Annotated in this window: 20 protein-coding genes; 6 read left to right on the forward strand and 14 right to left on the reverse strand. The window is 65.0% G+C overall.

Translation table 11 applies throughout. The annotated features are described in order from the left end of the window. Positions 1 to 47: 47 nt before the first annotated feature. Complete coding sequence (locus tag XI03_RS26325) at positions 48 to 1,100, forward strand: amidohydrolase family protein (RefSeq protein WP_271593712.1); 1,053 nt, start codon at positions 48 to 50, stop codon at positions 1,098 to 1,100. Positions 1,101 to 1,228: 128 nt separating this feature from the next. On the opposite strand, the gene XI03_RS26330 is transcribed toward XI03_RS26325, so the two are convergent. Beyond that, a complete protein-coding gene (locus tag XI03_RS26330; RefSeq protein WP_028140678.1) occupies positions 1,229 to 1,684 on the reverse strand; it encodes a cupin domain-containing protein in 456 nt (151 codons plus the stop codon). A 548-nt stretch (positions 1,685 to 2,232) separates the two neighbouring features. Here XI03_RS26330 and XI03_RS26335 point away from each other — a divergent pair. Next, entirely contained in the window at positions 2,233 to 2,475 is a 243-nt protein-coding gene (locus XI03_RS26335; RefSeq protein WP_271593713.1) for a hypothetical protein, read from the forward strand. Positions 2,476 to 2,628: 153 nt separating this feature from the next. Here the strand turns inward: XI03_RS26335 and XI03_RS26340 are convergent, their stop codons facing one another. Continuing rightward, positions 2,629 to 3,885, reverse strand: coding sequence for an aminopeptidase (locus XI03_RS26340; protein WP_028140680.1), 1,257 nt, complete (start codon positions 3,883 to 3,885; stop codon positions 2,629 to 2,631). Between the two features lie 113 nt (positions 3,886 to 3,998). After that, positions 3,999 to 5,360: a 3-carboxy-cis,cis-muconate cycloisomerase gene (gene pcaB / locus XI03_RS26345; protein ID WP_271593714.1), complete on the reverse strand. Its 1,362-nt coding sequence runs from the start codon at positions 5,358 to 5,360 to the stop codon at positions 3,999 to 4,001. Positions 5,361 to 5,809: 449 nt separating this feature from the next. Between pcaB and XI03_RS26350 the strand changes: the two genes are divergently transcribed. Next, on the forward strand, positions 5,810 to 7,381 hold the full coding sequence (locus XI03_RS26350) for a winged helix-turn-helix domain-containing tetratricopeptide repeat protein (RefSeq protein ID WP_271593715.1): 1,572 nt from the start codon (positions 5,810 to 5,812) through the stop codon (positions 7,379 to 7,381). Positions 7,382 to 7,432: 51 nt separating this feature from the next. Here XI03_RS26350 and XI03_RS26355 read toward each other — a convergent pair whose 3' ends face one another. The 4 genes from XI03_RS26355 to XI03_RS26370 all read right to left on the reverse strand — a co-directional run bounded on the left by XI03_RS26355 (position 7,433) and on the right by XI03_RS26370 (position 10,441). Then, positions 7,433 to 8,143, reverse strand: coding sequence for a hypothetical protein (locus tag XI03_RS26355; protein ID WP_271593716.1), 711 nt, complete (start codon positions 8,141 to 8,143; stop codon positions 7,433 to 7,435). An 87-nt stretch (positions 8,144 to 8,230) separates the two neighbouring features. Then, positions 8,231 to 8,950, reverse strand: coding sequence for a hypothetical protein (locus XI03_RS26360; RefSeq protein ID WP_038973137.1), 720 nt, complete (start codon positions 8,948 to 8,950; stop codon positions 8,231 to 8,233). 132 nt (positions 8,951 to 9,082) lie between these two features. Continuing rightward, entirely contained in the window at positions 9,083 to 9,331 is a 249-nt protein-coding gene (locus XI03_RS26365) for a hypothetical protein (protein ID WP_028140683.1), read from the reverse strand. A gap of 144 nt (positions 9,332 to 9,475) precedes the next feature. Further along, positions 9,476 to 10,441 carry an NAD(P)H-dependent flavin oxidoreductase gene (locus tag XI03_RS26370; protein ID WP_038973138.1) on the reverse strand — a complete coding sequence of 322 codons (966 nt, stop codon included), beginning with the start codon at positions 10,439 to 10,441 and terminating at the stop codon, positions 9,476 to 9,478. A gap of 124 nt (positions 10,442 to 10,565) precedes the next feature. On the opposite strand from XI03_RS26370, the gene XI03_RS26375 reads away from it, so the two are divergent. After that, positions 10,566 to 12,128 carry an AMP-binding protein gene (locus XI03_RS26375; RefSeq protein WP_212428825.1) on the forward strand — a complete coding sequence of 521 codons (1,563 nt, stop codon included), beginning with the start codon at positions 10,566 to 10,568 and terminating at the stop codon, positions 12,126 to 12,128. A gap of 341 nt (positions 12,129 to 12,469) precedes the next feature. On the opposite strand, the gene XI03_RS26380 is transcribed toward XI03_RS26375, so the two are convergent. The 7 genes from XI03_RS26380 to XI03_RS26410 all read right to left on the reverse strand — a co-directional run bounded on the left by XI03_RS26380 (position 12,470) and on the right by XI03_RS26410 (position 18,233). Beyond that, positions 12,470 to 13,243, reverse strand: a complete 774-nt coding sequence (locus XI03_RS26380; protein ID WP_271593717.1) for a thioesterase family protein — start codon at positions 13,241 to 13,243, stop codon at positions 12,470 to 12,472. Positions 13,244 to 13,388: 145 nt separating this feature from the next. After that, positions 13,389 to 14,357, reverse strand: a complete 969-nt coding sequence (locus XI03_RS26385; RefSeq protein WP_271593718.1) for an NAD(P)H-dependent flavin oxidoreductase — start codon at positions 14,355 to 14,357, stop codon at positions 13,389 to 13,391. Between the two features lie 251 nt (positions 14,358 to 14,608). Continuing rightward, positions 14,609 to 16,009: an aspartate ammonia-lyase gene (locus tag XI03_RS26390; protein ID WP_028140688.1), complete on the reverse strand. Its 1,401-nt coding sequence runs from the start codon at positions 16,007 to 16,009 to the stop codon at positions 14,609 to 14,611. A 30-nt stretch (positions 16,010 to 16,039) separates the two neighbouring features. Continuing rightward, positions 16,040 to 16,579 (reverse strand): hypothetical protein, encoded by a 540-nt coding sequence (locus tag XI03_RS26395; protein ID WP_271593719.1) that lies wholly within the window; start codon positions 16,577 to 16,579, stop codon positions 16,040 to 16,042. Positions 16,580 to 16,727: 148 nt separating this feature from the next. Beyond that, on the reverse strand, positions 16,728 to 17,330 hold the full coding sequence (locus XI03_RS26400) for a YqaA family protein (protein WP_080670090.1): 603 nt from the start codon (positions 17,328 to 17,330) through the stop codon (positions 16,728 to 16,730). A gap of 45 nt (positions 17,331 to 17,375) precedes the next feature. Beyond that, entirely contained in the window at positions 17,376 to 17,747 is a 372-nt protein-coding gene (gene hisE / locus XI03_RS26405; protein WP_271593819.1) for a phosphoribosyl-ATP diphosphatase, read from the reverse strand. Between the two features lie 117 nt (positions 17,748 to 17,864). After that, positions 17,865 to 18,233: a hypothetical protein gene (locus tag XI03_RS26410; RefSeq protein WP_028140692.1), complete on the reverse strand. Its 369-nt coding sequence runs from the start codon at positions 18,231 to 18,233 to the stop codon at positions 17,865 to 17,867. Between the two features lie 230 nt (positions 18,234 to 18,463). Here XI03_RS26410 and XI03_RS26415 point away from each other — a divergent pair, with 230 nt between their 5' ends. Beyond that, a complete protein-coding gene (locus tag XI03_RS26415) occupies positions 18,464 to 19,513 on the forward strand; it encodes an ABC transporter substrate-binding protein (protein ID WP_271593720.1) in 1,050 nt (349 codons plus the stop codon). An 85-nt stretch (positions 19,514 to 19,598) separates the two neighbouring features. Continuing rightward, on the forward strand, positions 19,599 to 21,395 hold the full coding sequence (locus tag XI03_RS26420) for a glucan ABC transporter ATP-binding protein/ permease (protein WP_271593721.1): 1,797 nt from the start codon (positions 19,599 to 19,601) through the stop codon (positions 21,393 to 21,395). Positions 21,396 to 21,573 lie beyond the last annotated feature (178 nt).

The raw sequence follows: 21,573 nt of genomic DNA on the forward strand, positions 1-21,573 counted from the left end.
TGAGATGTTAGGCTCCTCCCTCAAAAGACGACAGGGAGCGGACACCGATGGCTGCAAGCAGTGTGCCCGGCAATACGAGCGGGCTGTTCGTCGAGCCGCGCGAGGACTGGCTCGCGCTGCATCAGGAGCCGATCATTGATCCCTTGCGGCCGATCGTCGATCCCCATCACCATCTCTGGAATCGCGGCCACCGCTATCTGATCGAGGAAATGGCGGCCGACATCGCCTCCGGCCACAACGTCATCGCGACCGTCTATGTCGATTGCCGCTCGATGTATCGCGCGCACGGGCCGGAAGCGTTCCGGCCCGTCGGCGAGGTCGAGTTCGCCAACGGCGTCGCCGCGATGAGCGCGAGCGGCGCTTACGGCAAGGCGGCGATCTGCGCCGGCATCGTCAGCCACGCCAATCTGCTGCTCGGCGACGCCGCAAGGCCGGTGCTGGAAGCCGAGATCGCGGCCGGCAATGGCCGCTTCCGCGGCATCCGCCATTCCTCGGCCTGGGACGAGGACCCGGTCGTCGCCGGCATGTATGCGAACCGGCCGAAGGGCCTGTTGCAGGATCCAGCTTTCCGCCAAGGCTTTGCCTGCCTGGCGCCACTGAACCTCAGCTTCGATGCATGGCTGTTCCATCCGCAGATCGGCGAGCTGACCGAATTGGCGCGCGCCTTCCCCGACACCAGGATCGTGCTCGACCATTGCGGCGGCCCAGCTGGCGTCGGCCGCTTTGCAGGACGGCGTGAAGAGGTGTTTGCACAATGGCGCGCCTCGATCCGCGAGATCGCGACATGCGAAAACGTGGTGGTCAAGCTCGGCGGCCTCGCCATGTGCCTGCTCGGCTACGACTTCCATTTGCGCGAGAGGCCGCCGTCATCCGAGGAGCTCGCCGCGGCCTGGCGCCCTTACGTCGAGACCTGCATCGAGGCGTTCGGACCCAAGCGCGCGATGTTCGAGAGCAACTTCCCGCCGGACAAGGGCCAGTGCAGCTACCAGGTGATCTTCAACGCCTTCAAGCGCATCGCCTCACCCCTGAGCGAGGCCGAGAAGACCGCGCTGTTCTCGCAGACCGCCACCGACGTCTACCGGCTCGAGCTGCCGTCATGACGAGAAGAGGGGCCGGGATGATCCCGCCCCCTCTTCCGTCGTGGCCGCTGGGAAGCGTTCTTGAATTGAGATTATTGTTTGAGCATGATCTTTTCGGAAAACCGCTGCACACTTTTCCGGATCATGCTCTAGCCGGCACCCATCAGGGAGGCCGGACGGCGCTCTCCGGTGGAGGCGAAGATCTTCTTCAGCTTGTTGACGACGCGGATCAGGAAGCCGATCATCACGGGATTGGTCTTGCGGCAGAAGGCGATCTTCTTGACGTGGCCTTCGACATGCCATTTGGCATGCGCGCCGTCGCGGAAGAAGATCACGTCGCCGGGGCCGTAGCGCTTGGGCGGCATGCCGTCGCTTTCGAGCACGATTGATCCTTCCATGATCATGATCGTCTCGTCGATATCGTAGTACCAGTTGAAGCGGCCTTCGGTGCACTGCCAGATGATGGTCGATGCGGTGCCGTCGGCACTGGTGGACAGGATGTGCGAGCGCGACACGGGATTGCCCTCGATGATCCAGGACGGCTCGATCGGCCGCAGCTCAAGCTCGACATTGCAACTACCGATTTCAATCAATGCGCGCGACATCTTCTTCCCCAGCGGGTATAATAAAATATTGCCGGATCTCGGCCCGGATTGCTTCGAAAGATGCCGGGAACGCTAGTCATCGGTTTTTAATTCTTTCTTACGCAGGCCCCGACAATCAGCCGGAAGTTGCAGGCGCGAAGCGGTTAACGCGGCGATTTCCCTGCAAATTCGAGCACATGAACCGATCTTTTCCGGGGTGCGACAAAGTGCGCGGAAGCACAAAATGGAGCCACGCCGATGCCCCTCACGCCCGAGGTTCTGACAGCCAATCGTGAGGCCGTCGCCTGGCTGGTCAGCCTCGATGTCTCCTTCGCGCCGGACGAGGAGCCCTGGTTCACCATCGACGGCATCGAAAACCCCCAGCAGATTGGCAGTGACGGCTTCGGGGGCGCCTTCGTGCTGCTGCCGCCGCAGAATGTGCTTTACGTCTCATCGGAGGGCCGCGCCGGGATTATCGCCGATACGTTCGAAGCGTTCGTCCAGCTCGTCGTCGCCGTCCCTATTGGCTCGACATCCTCAAATTTTCCGGCGGCGGCGACCTCGCGGAGATGCGGCGTGCGGCGGAGGCGCTGGAGGCGACGCTCGACGACGAGGACGAGATCAACGAGGCTCGCGAGGAGATCCTCAAGAGCCTCGACCTGGACGACGCGGACGATCCCGTCGGCGCGCTCTACGAGGCGATCGCCGCTTCCGACGCCATCGTACGAGCCACCGACGGCAGCCCGTTCACGACATTGTTCAACCGCTTCAGCATCGACAACAATCCGATGCTGCGCAACGCGGCGGCGTGAGTTGAATTACGGAACATGCTCGGCCTGCATGGTTCGAGACGCGCCGTAAACGGCGCTCCTCACCATGAGGGTCTAAGATGTCGCAACAGACCAAGACCTCATCCTGAGGAGCCCGCCAGCGGCGGGCGTCTCGAAGGATGGCCGCAAGACGCCCTACTTCGCCCACTCGCCCTTGCGGAATACCGGTACCTTGCTGCCATCGGGCAGGATGCCGTCGATATCAGTCTCGGCCGAGCCGATCATCCAATCAATATGGATCAGGCTCTGGTTGCCGCCTTGCGCGGCGATCTGCTGCGGGGTGAGCTGCGCGCCGTTGATGAAGCACTTCGAATAGCACTGGCCGAGCGCGATGTGGGACGCTGCGTTCTCGTCGAACAGCGTGTTGTAGAACAACAGCCCGCTCTGCGAGATCGGCGAGGAATGCGGCACCAGCGCCACTTCGCCGAGGCGCCGGGCGCCCTCGTCGGTGTCGAGCACCTTGTTCAGCACCTCCGCGCCGCGCGAGGCCTTTGCATCGACGATCTTGCCGTCCTCGAAGCGCACCGCGATGTTGTCGATCAGCGTGCCCTGATAGGACAGCGGCTTCGAGCTCACGACATGGCCGTAGACGCGGCGGCAATGCGGCGTGGTGAAGACCTCTTCGGTCGGGATGTTGGCGTTGCAGCTGATGCCATTCTTGGAGAGCGAGGCGCCGCCCTCCCATTCGTGGCCATCGGCAAGGCCAATGGTGAGGTCGACCCCCGGTCCGTTGTACTGGAGCGCGCGGAAACGCTGGCCGTTGAGCCAGTTGGTACGCTCACGCAACACCGCATTGTGGCTCGCCCAATTGCCCATCGCGTCCTCGCGATCGACGCGGGACGCCGCGAAAATCGCATCCGCGAGCTTGCCGACCGCGACGTCCTCGGGATCATCAGGAAACACCTGCCTGGCCCAGGACAGGCTCGGATAGGCGATGATGTTCCAGTTGGTGTCGAAATTGACGATCTTTTCCAGCGCAGGCTGATAGGCCATCGAATTCGCCTTGCTGGCGCGCGCCACCTTGGAAGGATCCTCACCCGACAACAGCATCGGATTGTCGCCGACGATGGCGAGCCGCGCGGTGTTGTCGGAGAACGCCTTGGCCATGCCTTCGTAGAGCCAGCCGGCGGCACGATCGAAACTGCTGTCGTGGCCGTGGCGGTAGCGCGCCAGCGTCATCTCCTCGTCCGACAGGATCGGTGTCACGATGCCGGCGCCGGCCTTGTAGGCATGAACGGCGATCCGCCGCACCAGCGGCAGCGCGATCGCGGGCGCCGTCAGAAGCAGATCCTGTCCCGGCCGCAAGCCCAGGCCCACCTTCACCGCCACCTCGGCCAGCCGGTCGAGCTTCACGGGATCGATGGGAGTGGCGGAATTGCGGTGATCAGTCATGCGGGGCCCTCTGCCGAAAGTCTGTCGTTCAATCTAAGTCTAGCATCGCGGGACGCAAGTGCGCGAGCACATTGCGACATGGAGAAGATACGCAGTTTCACGCATTTTGGTTTTCAACGCGTTGCCGATTTCAGCACCCGGTCAACCATGGCGGGCGCGAGGCCGAGGTAATTTTTCGGTGAGGTGAGCGCCTCGATTGTGGCGCGATCGATGCGGCTCGATATCCGGGAGTCCACGGACAGCGCGTCGGCCAGGCTCATTCCCTTCTCGTTGGCCTGACGGCAGGCATCATAGACCACGTCATGGGCCTCCTGCCGGCCGAGTTGTGGCGCGAGCCCCATCATGACCGCCTCGGCCACGATCAGGCCGCGGCTGACCGCAAGATTGTCGTTCATCTTCGCCTCATCCACGATGAGGCCTGCGAGTGCGAACTTCGCCTGGTGCAGCGCGCCGGCGGTCAGCACGAAGCTCTCCGGAATCGCCATCCACTCGGCGTGCCAGGGGCCCGTGGCGCGTTCGAAATCCTGCACCATGGCGTCGAGCATCAGGCCGGCATGCTGGCGCACCGCCTTGGACGCCGCCAGCATCAGCTCCGACGAGATCGGGTTGCGCTTCTGCGGCATGGTCGAGGAGGCGCCGCGTCCCTTCACGAAGGGCTCGTAGACTTCGGCGAACTCGGTCGAGGCCATGATCATGATGTCGAGTGCGATCTTGCCGAGCGAGCCGGTGACGAGCGCAAGGAAGTTCACGGCTTCTGCAAAGCCGTCGCGAGCGACGTGCCAGGTCGAGGCGGGAATGCCGAGCTTCAGCTCCGCGCAGAGCGCCTCCTGCACCTCAAAACCCTTGTCGCCGAGCGAGGCCAGCGTACCTGCGGCGCCGGCGAACTGGCCGACCAGCACGCGCGGCTTCAATTGCGTCAGCCGCTCGGCGTGGCGGTCGAACATGGCGAGCCAGATCGCGGTCTTGTAGCCGAAGGTCACTGGCAGCGCCTGCTGGAGATGGGTACGGCCCGCCATCGGTGTGTCCCGGTAACGCTTCGAGAGGTCGGCGAGGATACGGCGAAGTTCGGCGATGTCGTGCTCGACGATCTCGAACGCGGCGCGCAGTTGCAACACCACGGCGGTGTCCATGATGTCCTGCGTGGTCGCGCCCCAATGCACGTAGCGGCCGGCCTCGCCGCACTGCTTCACCATCTGATGCACCAAAGGGAGGATTGGATAACCGACGATGTCGGTCTCCTGCCTGAGCAGATCGAAGTCGAGCGCGGCGACGTCGGTCCGCGCCGAGATCTGATCGGCGGCCTGCTGCGGGATCACGCCGCACCTCGCCTCAGCCTTCGCCAGCGCCACCTCGACCTCGGCATAGCGTGCCACCAGCGCGACGTCGGAGAACACCTCCCGCATCTCGGGCGTACCGAAGGCGTCGCGGAACAGCATGGAATCGAGCACGGTGGTGGAGGCAGCAAAGGCGGGCATGGGCATTTCTTCGTGGTTGGTGTTTGTGTGGGCGACAGCTTACGCAGGGCACGCGGTCCGGCAAAGGACATTCGCGGCTCGTCGCACATTCGTCCCGCACGACGACATACGACGCACATCGCACGATCGCCCGTCATCCCGAAGTGCCGGAGCGAAGCGGAGGCCTCGAAGGATGGACGGCCCGGCTGCATCGTGGCCGTCCCACCCTCGAAGCTCCCCACGCGGCGCCTTGCGCCGCGCGGCTCGCCCCTCAGGATGACGGGTCGATTTCGGACGGAACATCCGGTCAACATGTCGCCCACACAGCGTCTACCCCAATCGCACGGGATGGCTGCCATCACGCGATCGCGATGAACCAAGCGGCCCCTTCGGCAGACTCACAGTTTTCGACCCAAATTTCATTTTGTTTTTTTGCTAGCCCCAATTCGTAATGAGGCCTGAGTTTCGACGTGCAGTTTCTGTTCCGGGATCACCTTCTCGATACCGACCGGCGCGAGCTGAGCCGCGAGCAGGTTCCCGTTGCCGTAGAGCCGCAGGTTTTCGATCTCGTCGTCCACCTGATGCAGAACCGCGATCGGGTGGTTAGCAAGGACGAGCTGATCGACAAGATCTGGCACGGGCGAAGCGTCTCCGAATCCACCTTGACCAGCCGGATCAACGCGGCGCGCAAGGCCGTCGGCGACAGTGGCGCGAGCCAGGCGCTGATCCGCACCATCGCCCGCAAGGGCTTTCGCTTCGTCGGCCATGTCGAGGCCAAAGGTAGCACGATGGGTGGCGCAATCGCGCCGGAGCCCGGCTACGCCGCGCGGGTGCAGCGCGCCGCACTCACGCTTCCCGAGCGGCCGGCGATCGCCGTGCTGCCCTTCACCAACATGAGCGGCGCGGCCGAGCAGGATTATTTCTCCGACGGCATCAGCGAGGACATCATCACCGCGCTGTCGAAGCTGCGCTGGTTCTTCGTCATCGCGCGCAACTCCTCCTTCGTCTACAAGGGCCGCGCCGTGCACATCCGCGAGGTCGCGCGGGAGCTCGGGGTTCGCTACGTGGTCGAAGGCAGCGTGCGGCGGAGCGGCGAGCGCCTGCGCATCTCGGCCCAGCTCAACGACGTCTCGACCGGCAGTCATCTCTGGGCCGAGCGCTACGACCGCGAGCTCGCCGACATCTTCGCCGTGCAGGACGAGATCACCGAGGCGATCGTCGCCGCAATCGAGCCGCAGCTCTACGCTGCCGAAAGTTTTCGCGCCCAGCAGAAGCCGCCGGGCAGCCTGGATGCCTGGGACCTCGTGATGCGCGCGCTGTCGCATCACTGGCGCAGCACGCGCGAGGACAATGCCGCCGCGCAAGGGCTGCTCGAAAAGGCCGTCGCAATCGATCCCGCCTATGGCAAGGCGCTGGGACTGCTCGCGACCAGCCATATCTTCGGCGCGCATATGGGCTGGGCCGACATGGCCGCGACAGTGCCGATCGCAGAACGCGCGGCGCTCGCGGCGGTGGAGGCCGATCGCGAGGATGCCTGGGCCCATCATGGCCTTGCCTACACCTATCTGTTCCGCCGCCGCTTCGACGACGCGCTGGCGGAGTTCGAGCTGGCGCTGACGCTCAACCCGAACTTCGCGATGGCGCACGCCTTTTACGGCGTGACGCTGTGCTACGCCGGACGATGGCAGGACGGCGATGCCGCCGCACGTCGCGCGCTGCGGCTGAGCCCGCGCGATCCGCTCGCGGCGGTCTATTGCGGGGTTGCGGCCTATGCCAGGTTCGTCGGCCGTGACTATGACGGAGCCGTGCAGATGGCGCGGGAATCGATGCGGCAGCGCGGCGATTTCGTCGGCGCGCACCGCGTGCTGACGGCCGCCGCCGGGATGTCAGGAGATCCGGCGCTGGCAGCGTCCGCCCTGGAAGGCCTGCGCCGCGCCCAGCCCGAAGTCTCGCTCGCCTGGATCACGCGCGAGCTACCGATGCTGCGGGACGAGGACCGTGCGCACTATCTGGAAGGATTGCGGCGCGCGGGAATGAAGTGACCGCGTCCCGCCTTCTCCCATCGCAGGCGCGATCGCGAGCTAATTTAGGCGCTAGTCGTCGTCGGGCCCGAACAGCCTGATCTGCGGGAAGCCGCCGCGCGGCCGGCTGGCGTAATCACGCACATCGGAATCTTCGCGGATGTTGCGCGCGACGTCGTCCCAATCGGTGCGATCGCGCAAGCCGCGCTGCTCGCGGGAATCGTAGTGGCGGCGCTCGGTCCAGCGCTCGCGGCGCTCCATCCGGCGCCGCTCGGACGCAGCGCGCTTGGCGTCGGAGTCCCTCGCCTTGGCATAGGCGTTCTCGGGTGAAGAGGCCGGCTCGGTCGAGGCTTGCTGCTCAGCCGGCTTTACGGCCTGCGGAGGCGATGCGATTGCTGGCTTCGACTGTTCCTTGGACTGTTCCCTGGGTGGCTCGACCGCGGCCGCTGGCGAAGGCGGCGGCGCCGGCGGTCCGGCATTCGCCTGAGTGGTCTGCGTGTCGGGCTTTACAGCTTCCGGCTTCGCTTCGGCTTGCGCCGGCGCGGCAATCATTGCGCCGAAGGCTTGCGAGCCGGTGAGATAATTGACGCGTTCCGACGGCGCGCTCGTCTGTGCCGGCGCGCCCGCGGACTCCGCGCGCTGCGCCATCTTGCTGGTGTCCGGGCCCTGTTTGGACGCGACCGGGTTCATGATGTTGCCGGCAACGATGCCCCCGCCAAGACCGATGGCAATGGCCGCGATAATAGTTCCGGCACCGACGAAATAAGCTGTCGAGGCGCGCATTGATCCACTCCCTCTTTGGGGCGAGCAACGCACGTTGATTGCCAGATGTTCCTGATGCAGGAGCGGTTCCCGGAGGAACCCCGCGTGTCAGATCTGCTGCGCGACTTTTTCGAGCCCGATGAGGCGGGCGAGCTTGCGCACTTCTTCCTTCTGATCGTCACGCAACTGGAACAGCAGCGGCATGGCGGCCGACTTCAACTGCTGGACCTCGTCGCAATTCGGATCGATCTGCGCGCTGGGTGGCGCGTTCGGATTGGAGAGTTTGTTGGCCGAGATCTTGCGGACGACGTTGCGCAGCGCGGTCTCGACCGAAGGCCAGTAATATTCCTGCGACGAAGACAGCTTCAGCCGGTCCCGGATGCCAGAGATCTGTGCGTCGGATAGCAGGGTATAGTGTTTCTGCGGCTGCGGCTTGGCGACAACCTTCGGCTTGGCCGGAACTTCGACGGCGGGAACTTCAGCCGCGGCGGGCGCTTCGGACGCACTCAACGACGCCTTGGGCATCGGGAAATCGGATGGTGTGGCGGCGGCAAAGGCCTGGCGCAGCGGCTCGGCCAGCACGGGTGCCCGCGAAAGCCTGTCGGCCGGCACCTGGACCGGCTCGATCGCGGCCGAAGCCAGGGCCAGGGTCGGAACCAGACGGTCGGCCTTGGCGGCGCGGTTGGTGGCGAGCGGCTTGGCTGGAGGCGTCTGCGCGATCATCTCTTCGCTGACGCTGGGCACGCTGTCCCGGCCAAGAATGGCGGTGGTGGCGGCACCCAGGACGAGGAAACAGGTCAGCACAACGATGGTGATGGCTTTGGACAAACGTCTCTCCGCGCCCAACTTCAAGTCCACGTGATCACTGCCCGACAACTGGGCGATAATTAAGGCTTAACCGTGCCATCGCGGCGGCAATCGCGCGGACTGCGGCGACATCGCCCGGAAAACTCAAGGAAATCAGGCAGCTGCCGAAAGGTCGTAGGCGTCCTGGATGTCGGCGACGATCTCCGAGGCCTCCCACACCGCGCGCGGCTCGACCGATTGCAGCGTCACCGTCCAGTTGCCGCCCCGGCGGGTGCGGGGGACGCTGACGATGTCGAACCGGACGTTGCGGCACAGCGGGTGGCGCGCCAGGGCATGAGCGACGCGGACGCGGATTTCGTCCAGCGAAGCCGCTGTCTTGCTGTTGAGAAAATCGAAGTCCATCGCCTGTCCCTCTCGGCCCTGATTGGCGGGCCGTGAGGGGGATTCTTGGCCGGCGTTGGTTAATCTGCCGTTAAATAAGGGGAGCGGAGGAGCCCGGGATTAACCGTGATCCACACCGTCGTGGCCCGGCTCGACGGGCTGCGCCTACGGCCCGCCCGCCGCACGATATTCGGCGAGCGTCCGCGCAACCAGCTCGTCAACCGCCGGCACGTCCGTCACCCCCGAGGTCGAGTGCCCGCCGCTCCAGATGTCGCGCCAGCGCTTTGGCCGGCTCTCGCGCGCGGCAACGTCGATATCCTCAGCGATATCGATCGCGCCGCGTGCCGGGAGATCGTCGGGATCGAGGCCGGCGGCCACGATCGACGGCCTCAGCATGCTGGTCTGCAACCCCGTGAACGCAGTGGTGAGCAGAATGTCGTCGGCGCAGCTCTCGACCAGCATGCGCTTGTAGCGTTCGTCCGCCATGCTCTCGCGCGTCGCGATGAACTTCGTGCCCATATAGGCGAGATCGCAGCCGAGCACTTCGGCCGCATGCAGCGCTTGGCCGTCGCTGATGCCGCCGGCGAGCACGATGATGCCATCGTAGAATGCGCGCACCGCGCGGACGAAGGCGAACGGATTGAGCCAGCCGGTCTGCCCGCCCGCGCCCGCCGTGAGCAGCACGAGCCCATCGGCACCTGCTTCCGCCGCCCGTTCGGCGTGGCGGATCGAGGCGACGTCCGCCAGCACCAGCACGCCGGCGTCATGCAGCGGCTTCAGCACAGGCGCGGGCGAGCCGACCGAGGTGATGACGATCTCCGGCTTGTGCCGCAGCAGCACGGCGAGATCCTGCGCGAGCCGCGCATTGGAGCGATGCACGATCAGGTTCGGGCAGAGCGGCGCAGCCTTGCGGCCGGATTGGTCTTCGTGCCGGCGCAGGCGCGTCGCGATCGCGGTGAGCCATTCATCGAGCTGCTCCGTGCTGCGGCAATTCGCGGTGGGGAAGCTGCCGATCACCCCATGGCGGCAGGCCGCGACCATGAGCTCGACGCCCGACACCAGGAACATCGGCGCTGCGATCAGCGGCAGAGCGAGACGATCGCCGAAGCGTTGCAGTCGATCTGATGGCACGCAAATCTCCTCGTCACGCTTGCCTCCCGGTGCGGGCTTTGTCGTTTCCTCCCGCAGTCTCTGTGCTAGCGTCATCGGCAACATTGGCACGCCAGAAGCCGGTGACAAAGCAACGAGGAAACATATGTCCGATCCGCTCCACGCATCGTCCCCGACTTGTGCGCAGACGCTACGGGCGTTGTCGCGCTATCCCGGCCGCACCGCGTTCGCATGGCCCGAGGGATCGCTGAGCTATCAGGGCACTCTCGACCTGATCGGACGCATCCAGGGCGTGTTCATGCGGCTTGGCCTGCAGGCCGGCGCGCGCGTCGCCTTCCTCACCGCGAACCGCGCCGACAGCTGGTGCGCCGGTGTCGCTGCGCAATTGTCGCGGCTCTGCATCACCTGGCTGCATCCGCTGGGATCGCTGGAGGACCAGCTGTTCCAACTCGAGGATTCCGAGGCCGTGATGCTGGTGGTCGACGCGGCCGCCTTCCGCGACCGCGGCGGCGAGCTCTCCGCGAGGGCAACCCGGCTGAAGGCGGTCTTCACCACGGGGCCGGCCGGTTACGGTGTCGATCTGCTGGCGGCGATCGAGAGCGCGGGACACGCCAGCGCGCGGTGCCTCGCCGGTCTCGACGATCTCTCCACGCTGAACTACACCGGCGGCACCACCGGCAAATCCAAGGGCGCGCTGCGCTATCACCGCGAGAACGCCGGAGCCGCCGCTGCGATCCTCGCCGATTTCGAGATCCCCGACGCCGCCCGCTACCTCACGGTCGCCCCGATCAGCCATGTCGCGGGCACGAAAGTGCTGCCGACCTTGATGCGCGGCGGCACCGTGCACATGCTGAAGGGATTCGATCCCGAGGCGGTGCTGACCACGATCGCGCGCGAGCGCATCAACTTCACGCTGTTCGTGCCGACCATGATCTACGTGCTGCTCGATCATCCCTCGCTTGATAAGACTGACCTGTCCTCGCTCGAGCTGGTGCTCTACGGGGCGTCAGCGATGTCGCCGAGCCGGCTGGTCGAGGGCATCGAGCGGATCGGGCCGGTGTTCTCGCAGCTCTATGGCCAGACCGAATGCTACCCGGTCTCGGTGCTGCGCAAAGCCGACCACGATCTTAAGGCACCCGAGCTGTTCCTGTCCTGCGGCTTCCCGATCGCAGCCTGCGAGGTCAAGATCCTCGACGACAACGACCAGGAGGTGAAGACCGGCGAGGCCGGCGAGATCTGCGTGCGCGCCCCGCACGTGATGGCGGAATACTGGAAGCGGCCCGACATCACCGCCGAGACGCTGAAGAACGGCTGGGTCCACACCGGCGACATCGCGCGCAAGGACGAGCGCGGCTACATGTTCATCCTCGACCGCAAGAAGGACATGATCGTCTCCGGGGGCTTCAACATCTTTCCGCGCGAGGTCGAGGACGTGCTGTCGCAGCACGCCGATGTCGCCATGGTCGCGGTCGTCGGCATTCCCGACGAGAAATGGGGCGAGGCCGTCACCGCCATCGTCGTGCCGCGCGAGGGCGCAAGGCCTGATCCGGACGAGCTGATCAACCTCGTGAAGACGCGAAAAGGCTCGGCGCATGCGCCCAAGCAGATCCAGTTCGTGAAGCAGCTGCCGATGACCGGTGTCGGCAAGGTCGACAAGAAGGTATTGCGTGCGGGGTTCTGGAGCGGGCGGGACCGGATGGTGGGGTAAAACCCCGGGATTTTACGGTATGATTGTGGCCCCGGCACCACAACGAGCAACGGAGTATGCGCCGGCAATGGCCGCCCGATTGCAGGCGAATCGGGGAATCACCTAGACCGCTGACGGGGCTGGGAAGCGGAGTAAGCAATGAGAGTCGCTTCCCTGGAAAGTGCAGTCGCCGCGGTCACCTTGATCACGGCTATCGTCGTGGTGCTGTGGGAGATCAAGATCTTCTACGGAATGTGAACTGGCAGGATGCCTCGTCGCACACGACCAAGCATCCCTTCCGCGGCGGCGGAAGCCTGCCGTTCAATCGGCTCACAGAGCGACAGCAGCAAAGGCCGTCACGCTCACCGCTTCTCGATCACCAGGCTCTGCACCGCGCGGCCGAAATAGCCTTGCCGGTCCGCCAGCCGCGACATTGCGAGCCCCGCGCCGTCGGGTCCGATCCAGGAGTCGCCGTCGAGCAGGATCCAATCGCCAATGGGCTGGCGCGAGAAATTCACGGTGAGGTCGGCGTTGATGTAGGTCCAGGCGCGAAAATCGAGCGTCGAGGCGGTGCCGTTGGAAAAATCGGCGGCGACCACGGCGCGCATGGCCTGCGAGATCGCTTCGCCCTCGATGAGCGGATGATCGACGCGAAACCAGATCGCGCCGGCGCCGGCCTGGCCGAAGCGGCCACGCGCGGCGCGCATCGAGACCGAACGCACGAACGGGCTGGTGGCGGCGTGACCGTCCTCGACCAGCGAGTCCTCCGGCATGGGCAGCGTCACCGGCACCGCCTTGACGTCGGCGGGCAACGACAGCGCCTGGCGCCTGATCTTGAGCACGGTGGCGCCGACGACCTGCAAACCGTCGGCGAGCAGCTTGATTTCGCAGAGCTGGATCTTGCGGCCCTCACGCAAGACGTCAGTCACGATCGTCAGCGGCGCGACCGGAACGGGCCGCATCAGATCGATGGTGACGCGCGCGATATCCATCGGAGCAGGCGTCGGAATGCGTTCGGCCGCCCATGTCACCAGCGAGGCCGGCGCCGAGCCGTGCTGCATGCGCCGATCCCAGGGACCGGCGGCATCCGGACTGGTGACGACGCTGTCGCCGTCGACACGGTAGATGGGGGGCATGTTTTAATCAGTCTTGGTTGACGTTCCCCGGACGCTGCGCAGCGCGTAGCGGTGAGCTGCTGATCCGGGGTCCGTGCCTTGCGGCGATGGGTCCCGGCTCTGCGGAGCAATGCTACGCACTGCACCGCGTCCGGGACACGAGAAACTACAACGGCGGATCGATCGCCTCGTCGTATTCCTTCTTGAAGCGCGCGATCAACTCGGCGGCAGGCATAACCTTCTCTACGCTGCCGATGCCCTGGCCCGAGCCCCAGATCTCCTTCCAGGCCTTCGGCTTGGCGCGCTCGCCGGAAGCGTCGGTGCCGAAATTCATCTTAGAGGGATCGGAGGTCGGCAGGTTTTCCGGATCCATGCCGGCGGCAAGGATCGAGGGCTTCAGATAATTGCCGTGCACGCCGGTGAAGAGGTTAGAATAGACGATGTCGTCGGCGGTCGAGCCCGCGATCATCTCCTTGTACTTCTCCACCGCATTGGCTTCCTTGGTCGCGATGAAGGCCGAGCCGATATAGGCGAAGTCGGCCCCTAAGATGCGTGCGGCGCGGATCGCCTTGCCGTTGCCGATCGCACCCGACAGCGCGGTCGGGCCGTCGAACCATTTTCGCGTCTCGGCGACGAAGGCCAGCGGCGAAATGGTGCCGGCATGGCCGCCGGCACCGGCCGCGACCAGGATCAGGCCATCGGCGCCCTTCTCGATCGCCTTGTGGGCGAATTTCTGGTTGATCACGTCGTGGAAGACGATGCCGCCCCAGCTGTGCACGGCCTGGTTCAGCTCCTCGCGTGCGCCGAGCGAGGAGATGATCATCGGCACCTTGTACTTGGCGCAGAGCTGCATGTCGTGGTCGAGACGGTTGTTCGACTTGTGCACGATCTGGTTGACCGCGAACGGCGCCGAGGGCTTGTCGGGATGCGCGCGGTCATAGGCCGCGAGCTCCTCGGTGATGCGCGCCAGCCATTCGTCGAGCAGCTCCGGCGGCCGCGCGTTCAGTGACGGAAACGAGCCGACCACACCTGCCTTGCACTGCGCGATCACGAGATCGGGCACCGAGATGATGAAGAGCGGCGAGCCGATCACGGGGATCGACAGGCGTCCTTTGAACAAGGCAGGCATGGACATTGCGGGACGATCCTCTGTTGGCAGGTCAATGGAAGGTTGACCGCCATACCAACAAGGCAATCTTTCCACTGTCAAGTATTGCGTTTTGGCGCCGTAGGCGGCACCCGCGACACTATTCCAAGATGCGGAATTCTTTCCTCGTCATTCCAGGGCGACGCGTCAGCGTCGAACCCGGAATTCATCGGGCATCAATGCGCGTAGCGAGATGGTTCGGGCTCGCGCTACGCGCGCCACGGAATGACAGCGACCGCCTACCCCAGCAGATCCGGATTGATCAGCCGCTCGAACGAGAACATCTCGTCCCACTTCTCTTGCGTCAGCAGCTTGCGTTCGGCCACCACGATCTGGTGCAGCGACTTGCCGCTCTTGTAGCCCTCGCGCGCGATCTCGGCGCATTGCTTGTAGCCGAGCAGCGGCTTCAGCACGGTGACGATGCCGAGCGAGTTGAGCACCATGTTGCGGGTGTGCTCCTCGTTGGCGGTGATGCCGACGACGCAATTCTCGCGCAGGCTGTTGACCGCGCGCTCCATGGTGCGGATCGAGAAGAACAGCGCGAACGAGATCACCGGCTCCATCACGTTGAGCTGGAGCTGGCCGGCGCTGGCGGCCAGCGTCACCGTGGTGTCGAGGCCGATGACGAGGAAGCTGGTCTGGTTGACGACCTCGGGGATCACGGGATTGACCTTGCCCGGCATGATCGAGGAGCCCGGCTGCAGCTGCGGCAGGTTGATCTCGTTGAAGCCGGCACGCGGGCCGGAGGCGAGCAGACGGATGTCGTTGCAGATCTTGGTCAGCTTGCTCGCGGTGCGCTTCAACACGCCCGAGAGCTGCACATAGGCGCCGGTGTCGGAGGTCGCCTCGACGAGGTCGCCGGCGAGAATGAAGTCGACGCCGGTCAGCGCGCTGAGGTGCCGGACCGCGAGCTTGGGATAGCCGACCGCAGCCGTGACGGAGGTTCCGATCGCGGTGGCGCCGAGATTGATCTCGCGCAGCAGCGCACGCGCTTCCGAGATGCGGTCGACCTCCTCGCCGATCGTGGTGCCCCAGCCCCGGAATTCGGCCCCGAGCGACATCGGCACGGCATCCTGCAGATGCGTGCGGCCCATCTTCAGGACACGATCGAACTCGCGACCCTTGGCGAAGAACGCTTCCTGGAGCTGACGCAGCGCGGTCATGTAGCTCTCGAGCCGCAGGATCAGCGCGAGGCGAAAGGCGGTCGGATAGGTGTCGTTGGTCGACTGGCCGTAATTGACGTGATCGTTGGGGCTGACGTGCTGATAGTCGCCCTTGCCGAAGCCGAGCGATTCCAGCGCGAGGTTCGCGATCACCTCGTTGGCGTTCATGTTGGTGGAGGTGCCGGCGCCGCCCTGGATGAAGTCGGTGACGAACTGGTCCATCATGTCGCCGGCGATCACGCGGTCGCAGCCGAGGATGATCGCGTCCGCGACCCTGGCCTCGATCGCGCCGAGATCCCGATTGGCCATGGCGGCGGCCTTCTTGACGTAACCGAGCGCCTTCACGAAGTAAGGCTCCTGGTTCATCGGAATGCCGGTGATGTGGAAGTTCTCCTTACCCCGGATGGTCTGGACGCCGTAATAAATGTCGTCGGCGATCTCACGCTGTCCGAGGAAGTCCTGCTCCGTACGGCTCATGGGCGCTCCTTGTTGCTCGCGCGACGTCCTCTAGTTCTGGCACAGCGCGCTGGTCACGAAAGTGTCGGTGCGGCAGTCGTCCGGCTTGCGAGCCCTGCCGGGAATCAGGACCTTGGCCGAGCATTTTTCCGCGGAGTCGGCATTCAGGCTCTTGCCGTCCTTGTAACCCTTGCTCTGGCAGAGCTGGTCGGCGGCCTGCTTGCAATCTGGCGCGCCGTTGGACGAGGCCGGACAGGCCACCCGGCCCGACACCATGGTCGAAGGCTTCGCCAGCCGCGACAGATCGTTCATGGTCTCGCTCGGGCTTTTGATCGGCGGCAGGATCGAGGGTAGCTTGTCGAACAGCTTGCCCATTTCATTGATCAGCCCGGGATTTTCCGCTGCCGCCGGCGGCGCCGATGGAGCGGGCGTCGACGGCTGAGGCGCGGCCTGCGGCCCCTGCTCCTGCAGGCCAAGCACCGGCGGAGCGGATTGCGGCCATCCGGTCCCGGCGGCACCGAGCAGGACCAGCAGCACTGCTGATATCACCGTCCCGAGCCGCAAGGCCGGATTGCCGGATCGAACCATCATGACGGCAACCGTAGCCGAACCCGGCCCGGCGGCAAAGCGCGGGTTACCAAGTGAGCATGATCTCCGCGCAAACGCGTTCCGCGTTTGTCGCGAGGGAAAACCGCTTCACACCTTGCGCTGACGCGGCCCTTCGGGTCCGGATCATGCTCTAGATCAACTTGATCGCCACCACGAAGCCGAGCACCAGCACGGCAGCACCGACCGCCACCACGAGACCGAGATGCTTCTCGATCTGGACCCGGATCCAATCGCCATAGCGGTTGAGCAGGATGGCGACGATGAAGAAGCGTCCGCCGCGCGCGACGATCGAGCAGATGGTGAACAACAGAATGTTGTAGCCGGCAAAGCCCGAGGTGATGGTGACGAGCTTGTAGGGGATCGGCGTCAAACCCTTGAGCAGGATGATCACCGCGCCCCACTCCGCATAGGAGGCACGGAAGGCGTCGACCTTGTCGCCGAGGCCGTAGACCTGGATCAGCCAATGACCGACCGAGTCGAACAGCAGCGCGCCGATGGCGTAGCCCAGGATGCCGCCGAGCACCGAGGTGATGGTGCAGACGGCCGCGTAGAGCCAGGCGCGCTGCGGGCGCGCCAGCGACATCGGAATCAGCATCACATCCGGCGGCACCGGAAAGAAGGAGCTTTCGGCGAAAGACACCGCTCCCATGATCCAGAGCGCGTAGGGCTTGTGAGCGGCGTCGATGCACCAGTCGTAGATACGTTTCAGCATGGCGCCGCGATGAAGCACCATGGGACGGATTTGTCCATGCCGAGATTGAGGCGAATTATGACGTTTCTAGTGGCGCTTGCGCGCGGCACGCCCCTCGAGCGCGACAATTGGCCGCCTGGCAGCCACGCGCGGTGACGCGACCTTGGGCAGCTTCATCGACGATTTCGGCAGCTTCTCGGCAATGCCGAGCATGTCTTCCCGCCGCGTCATCTCGCGCCAGACGTCCTCGGGGCGCACGCCCGCAGAGGCCCAGAGCACGGTGAGATTGTACAGGAGATCGGCGCTTTCCCGGATCACGGCGTCGGTATCGCCATTGACGGCATCGATCACGACCTCGATGGCCTCTTCGGCGAGCTTCTTTGCCATTTTCGAGGGCCCGCGCTGAAACAGCCGGGCCGTACGCGATGTTGCCGGATCAAGATCCCTGGCCGCGAGCATGGTACTCAAAACTACTCTAAACAAATGGCGAGCGTGTTAACGCGCGGCAATAAAAGCAGAAAACAGGCCGGCGCGGCAAGCGCGACGGCCTGTCATGGTCAACTCCGGCTGCCAGAGCTAGTAGCAGTTCTGGTAGTAACCTTGGCCGCAGAACTCGGACGGAGCGGTGCCGCCGTAGCGCTGATATTGGAAGTTCGGGCCTGGACCATAATAGGGTCCGTAGGAAGGGCCGCTGTAATAGGCGGGACCGCCGTAATAGCCATAGCCCGGACCATAGTCATAGGCATAGGAGTCACGGGTCGCGGCGATGGCAAGACCGGTGCCGATGGCCGCGAAAGCCGCAGCTGCGGCCGCGCCGCCTCCGCCACCATGCCAGTGACGGCCGCCTGCATAGGATGCGGTCGGGGCAAGCGCGGTCAGCGCCAGCACCGCCGCGGTGGCAAGAACGGCCTTTCGGCCCGCAAACTTGGAGAATCGCTCGAACATGTCTTGGGCCCTCCTTGGGACCTGGAATGGACGCCTGCGGACAGGCTCATGCCTTTCAAACCCGCACAGCCTAAGTTGGGTTCCCCAACCCCAACACAAGCTGAACGGGGTTGCGTGATCGTGCCGCAACCGCCGCTCATCTGCCGTTCATGTTGGCGCGGAGAGACTGGCCGCAGCCGGCTGCCGTAAAGCGTCACGAAACCATAACAATGCGGAACCCGGCGCAATCGATGTCAGGATTCAAGACGACCGCCCTGCGTTGCCTGCTGGCTCTCTCGATCTCGCTTGCAACGCTCGTTGCACGCGATGTCAGTGCGGCCGAGACCGCTGCGCCGTCCGTTGCGATCCATTTCACCTTCGACCGCCCGCTCGACGCGAGCATGGCGCCGTTCTTCCTTGCGGCGAAGGACGGCAGGTTCAGCGCCGAACGTCTCAACGTGTCCTTCAACAGCGCTGCCAGCTCGCCGGAGGCGCTCGCACGCGTCGCCAAGGGCGACAGCGAGCTTGCGCTGGTCGACATCAACGAGCTGATCCGCCTTCGCGACAAGGAGGACTCGACGCCGGTCAAGGCGGTGTTCGTGCTGTTCAACCGCGCGCCCTACGCGATCGTCGCGCGCAGGAGCCGCGGCATCCATCTCTTGCCCGATCTCGACGGCAAGACCGTCGGCGTTGCCGACGGCGACCTGTCGATGCGGCTGTGGCCGGCGCTGGCGCAGCAGAACGGCATCAAGGCATCGCGCGTCAGATTCCACAAGATTGGCGCTGCGGTCCGCGAGCCGATCCTGTCCGCAGGGCAGGTCGATGCCGTCGCAGGCTTCAACTATCTCTCCGCGGTGAACCTGCGCGACCGCGGCGTGCCCGGAGCCGATCTCGTCGTGCTGCGTTATGCCGACTATGGCTGCGAGGCCTATGGCTTCGCCGTGGTGGTCAATCCCGCCTTCGCCGCGGCAAAGCCGGACGCCGTGAAGGGCTTCGTCCGCGCCTTGATCGCCGGCATCAATGCGACCATCAAGGAGCCGGCACGTGCGGCGGACGAGGCCGCTGGCCGCATCGACGACGGCGACCGCGACCTGGAGCTGGAGCGCCTGCGCACCGTCCTCGTCGACAACATCCTGACCGACGAGGTCAAGCGCAACGGCCTCGGCGGCGTCGAGCCCGCGCGCCTGGAGCGCTCGATCGACCAGATCGCGCAGGACTTCAAATTCCGCAAACGGCCCACGGCGGGCGACATCTTCGACGACCGGTTCCTGCCGCCGGTGGCGGGGCGGCTGATCAACTGAGCAAAACTGACAGCTTCCGCTATATCTCCCGCGCGATCCCTGCTTAAAATACGGGCTCCGTTACCCGCTCGAGTTCGTTGCCCGCATGCCCATCCTCCGTCTCTACACACGTGTTCTCGAGCTGCTCGGCAAGGAGGCGCGGCTGGGCTGGCTGCTCGCGGTCGCCAACCTCCTGCTCGCTGCCTCGCAATTCGCCGAGCCCGTGCTGTTCGGGCGGATCGTCGACGTGCTCTCCGGCAAAACGGTAGCCGGGTCGAGCTCGGCCTGGCCGTTCCTCATCGCCTGGGTCGCGTTCGGGCTGTTCACTATTCTCTGCAGCGCGCTCGTGGCCTTGCAGGCCGACCGGCTCTCGCACCGCCAGCGCCAGGCGGTGCTGACCGATTATTTCGAGCACATCCTGCAATTGCCGCTGACCTTCCATTCCGGCACCCATTCGGGCCGGCTGATGAAGGTGATGCTCAACGGCACCGACGCCTTGTGGCGGCTGTGGCTCGGCTTCTTCCGCGAGCACTTTGCCGCGATCCTCTCGGTCGTTGTGCTGCTGCCGCTGTCGCTCTACCTGAACTGGCGGCTCGCGATCCTGCTGTTCGTGCTCTGCATCGTCTTCACCGCACTGACGACCTTCGTGGTGCGCAAGACCTTCGGCATGCAGATGGCGGTCGAGGAGCAATATAGCGAGCTGTCCGCGCGCGCCTCCGATGCACTCGGCAATGTCGCGCTGGTTCAGAGCTTCGTGCGCGTCGAATCCGAGGTGAAGGGACTGCGCTCCGTCGCCGACGAGTTGCTGGCCGCGCAGATGCCGGTGCTGTCATGGTGGGCGCTCGTCACCGTCATCACGCGCGCCTCCACCACCATCACCGTGCTCGCGATCTTCACGCTCGGCATCGCGCTGCACGACCAGGGGCTGACCTCGGTCGGCGAGATCGTGATGTTCGTGAGCTTTGCGACGCTGCTGATCCAGAAGCTCGAGCAGGTGGTGAGCTTCATCAACAACGTGTTCATGGAAGCGCCTCGCCTGCGCGAGTTCTTCAATGTGCTCGACGCCGTGCCCGCAGTGCACGACCGGCCCGACGCGATCGACGCCGGCAGGCTGTCCGGCCTCGTCGAGTTCAACGACGTCACCTTTTCCTATGACGGCAAGCGGCCGGCGATCGAGGACCTCACCTTCACCGCGCTGCCCGGCCAGACCATCGCGCTGGTCGGTCCGACCGGCGCTGGCAAATCCACCGCGATCGCGCTCCTGCACCGCGCCTTCGACCCGCAATCCGGCTTCATCAAGATCGACGGCATGGACGTGCGCGGCGTCACGCTGACCTCGCTGCGCCGGAATATCGGCGTCGTGTTCCAGGAGGCGCTGCTGTTCAACCGCTCGATCGAGGAGAATCTGCGCGTCGGCAAGCCGGACGCGACCGAGGCCGAGATGCGCAAGGCGGCCGAGCGTGCCCAGGCGCTCGATTTCATCGAGCGCAGCGGTGGCTTCGAGACCAATGCCGGCGAGCGCGGCCGCATGCTCTCCGGCGGCGAGCGGCAGCGGCTGTCGATCGCCCGCGCGCTGCTGAAGGATCCCCCGATCCTGATTCTGGACGAGGCTACCTCCGCGCTCGACGCCATCACAGAGGCCAAGGTGAATGCCGCTCTCGACGAAGTGATGAAGGGCCGCACCACCTTCGTGATCGCGCACCGGCTCTCCACCATCCGCAACGCCACGCGGATCCTGGTGTTCGAGAACGGACGGGTGATCGAAAGTGGAACTTTCGACGAACTCGTGGCCAAGAGCGGCCATTTCGCCGAGCTCGCCAGGGCCCAGTTCATGGTTCACGAGACCACACGGGCCAGTGTGACAGCCGCAGAGGCTGCTGCGACTGCTGCCAAATCCCCGTAGCAAGTCCCCACAGGATCGTCGAAATTCGGCCTATTTCATTGCGGAATACCCCGCTCATGCCCCTGTTCTCGACGCACCAGCCGGTATAGGTTTGCGGCGCCGCAAGCGGCGGCGCTGGATTTCAGAACCGACAATCAGATCACGAGCACCGCCCGTATCAGGCGGGTCTCCAAGGACC

Source organism: Bradyrhizobium sp. CCBAU 65884, assembly GCF_028128835.1.
Lineage (GTDB): Bacteria > Pseudomonadota > Alphaproteobacteria > Rhizobiales > Xanthobacteraceae > Bradyrhizobium > Bradyrhizobium ottawaense.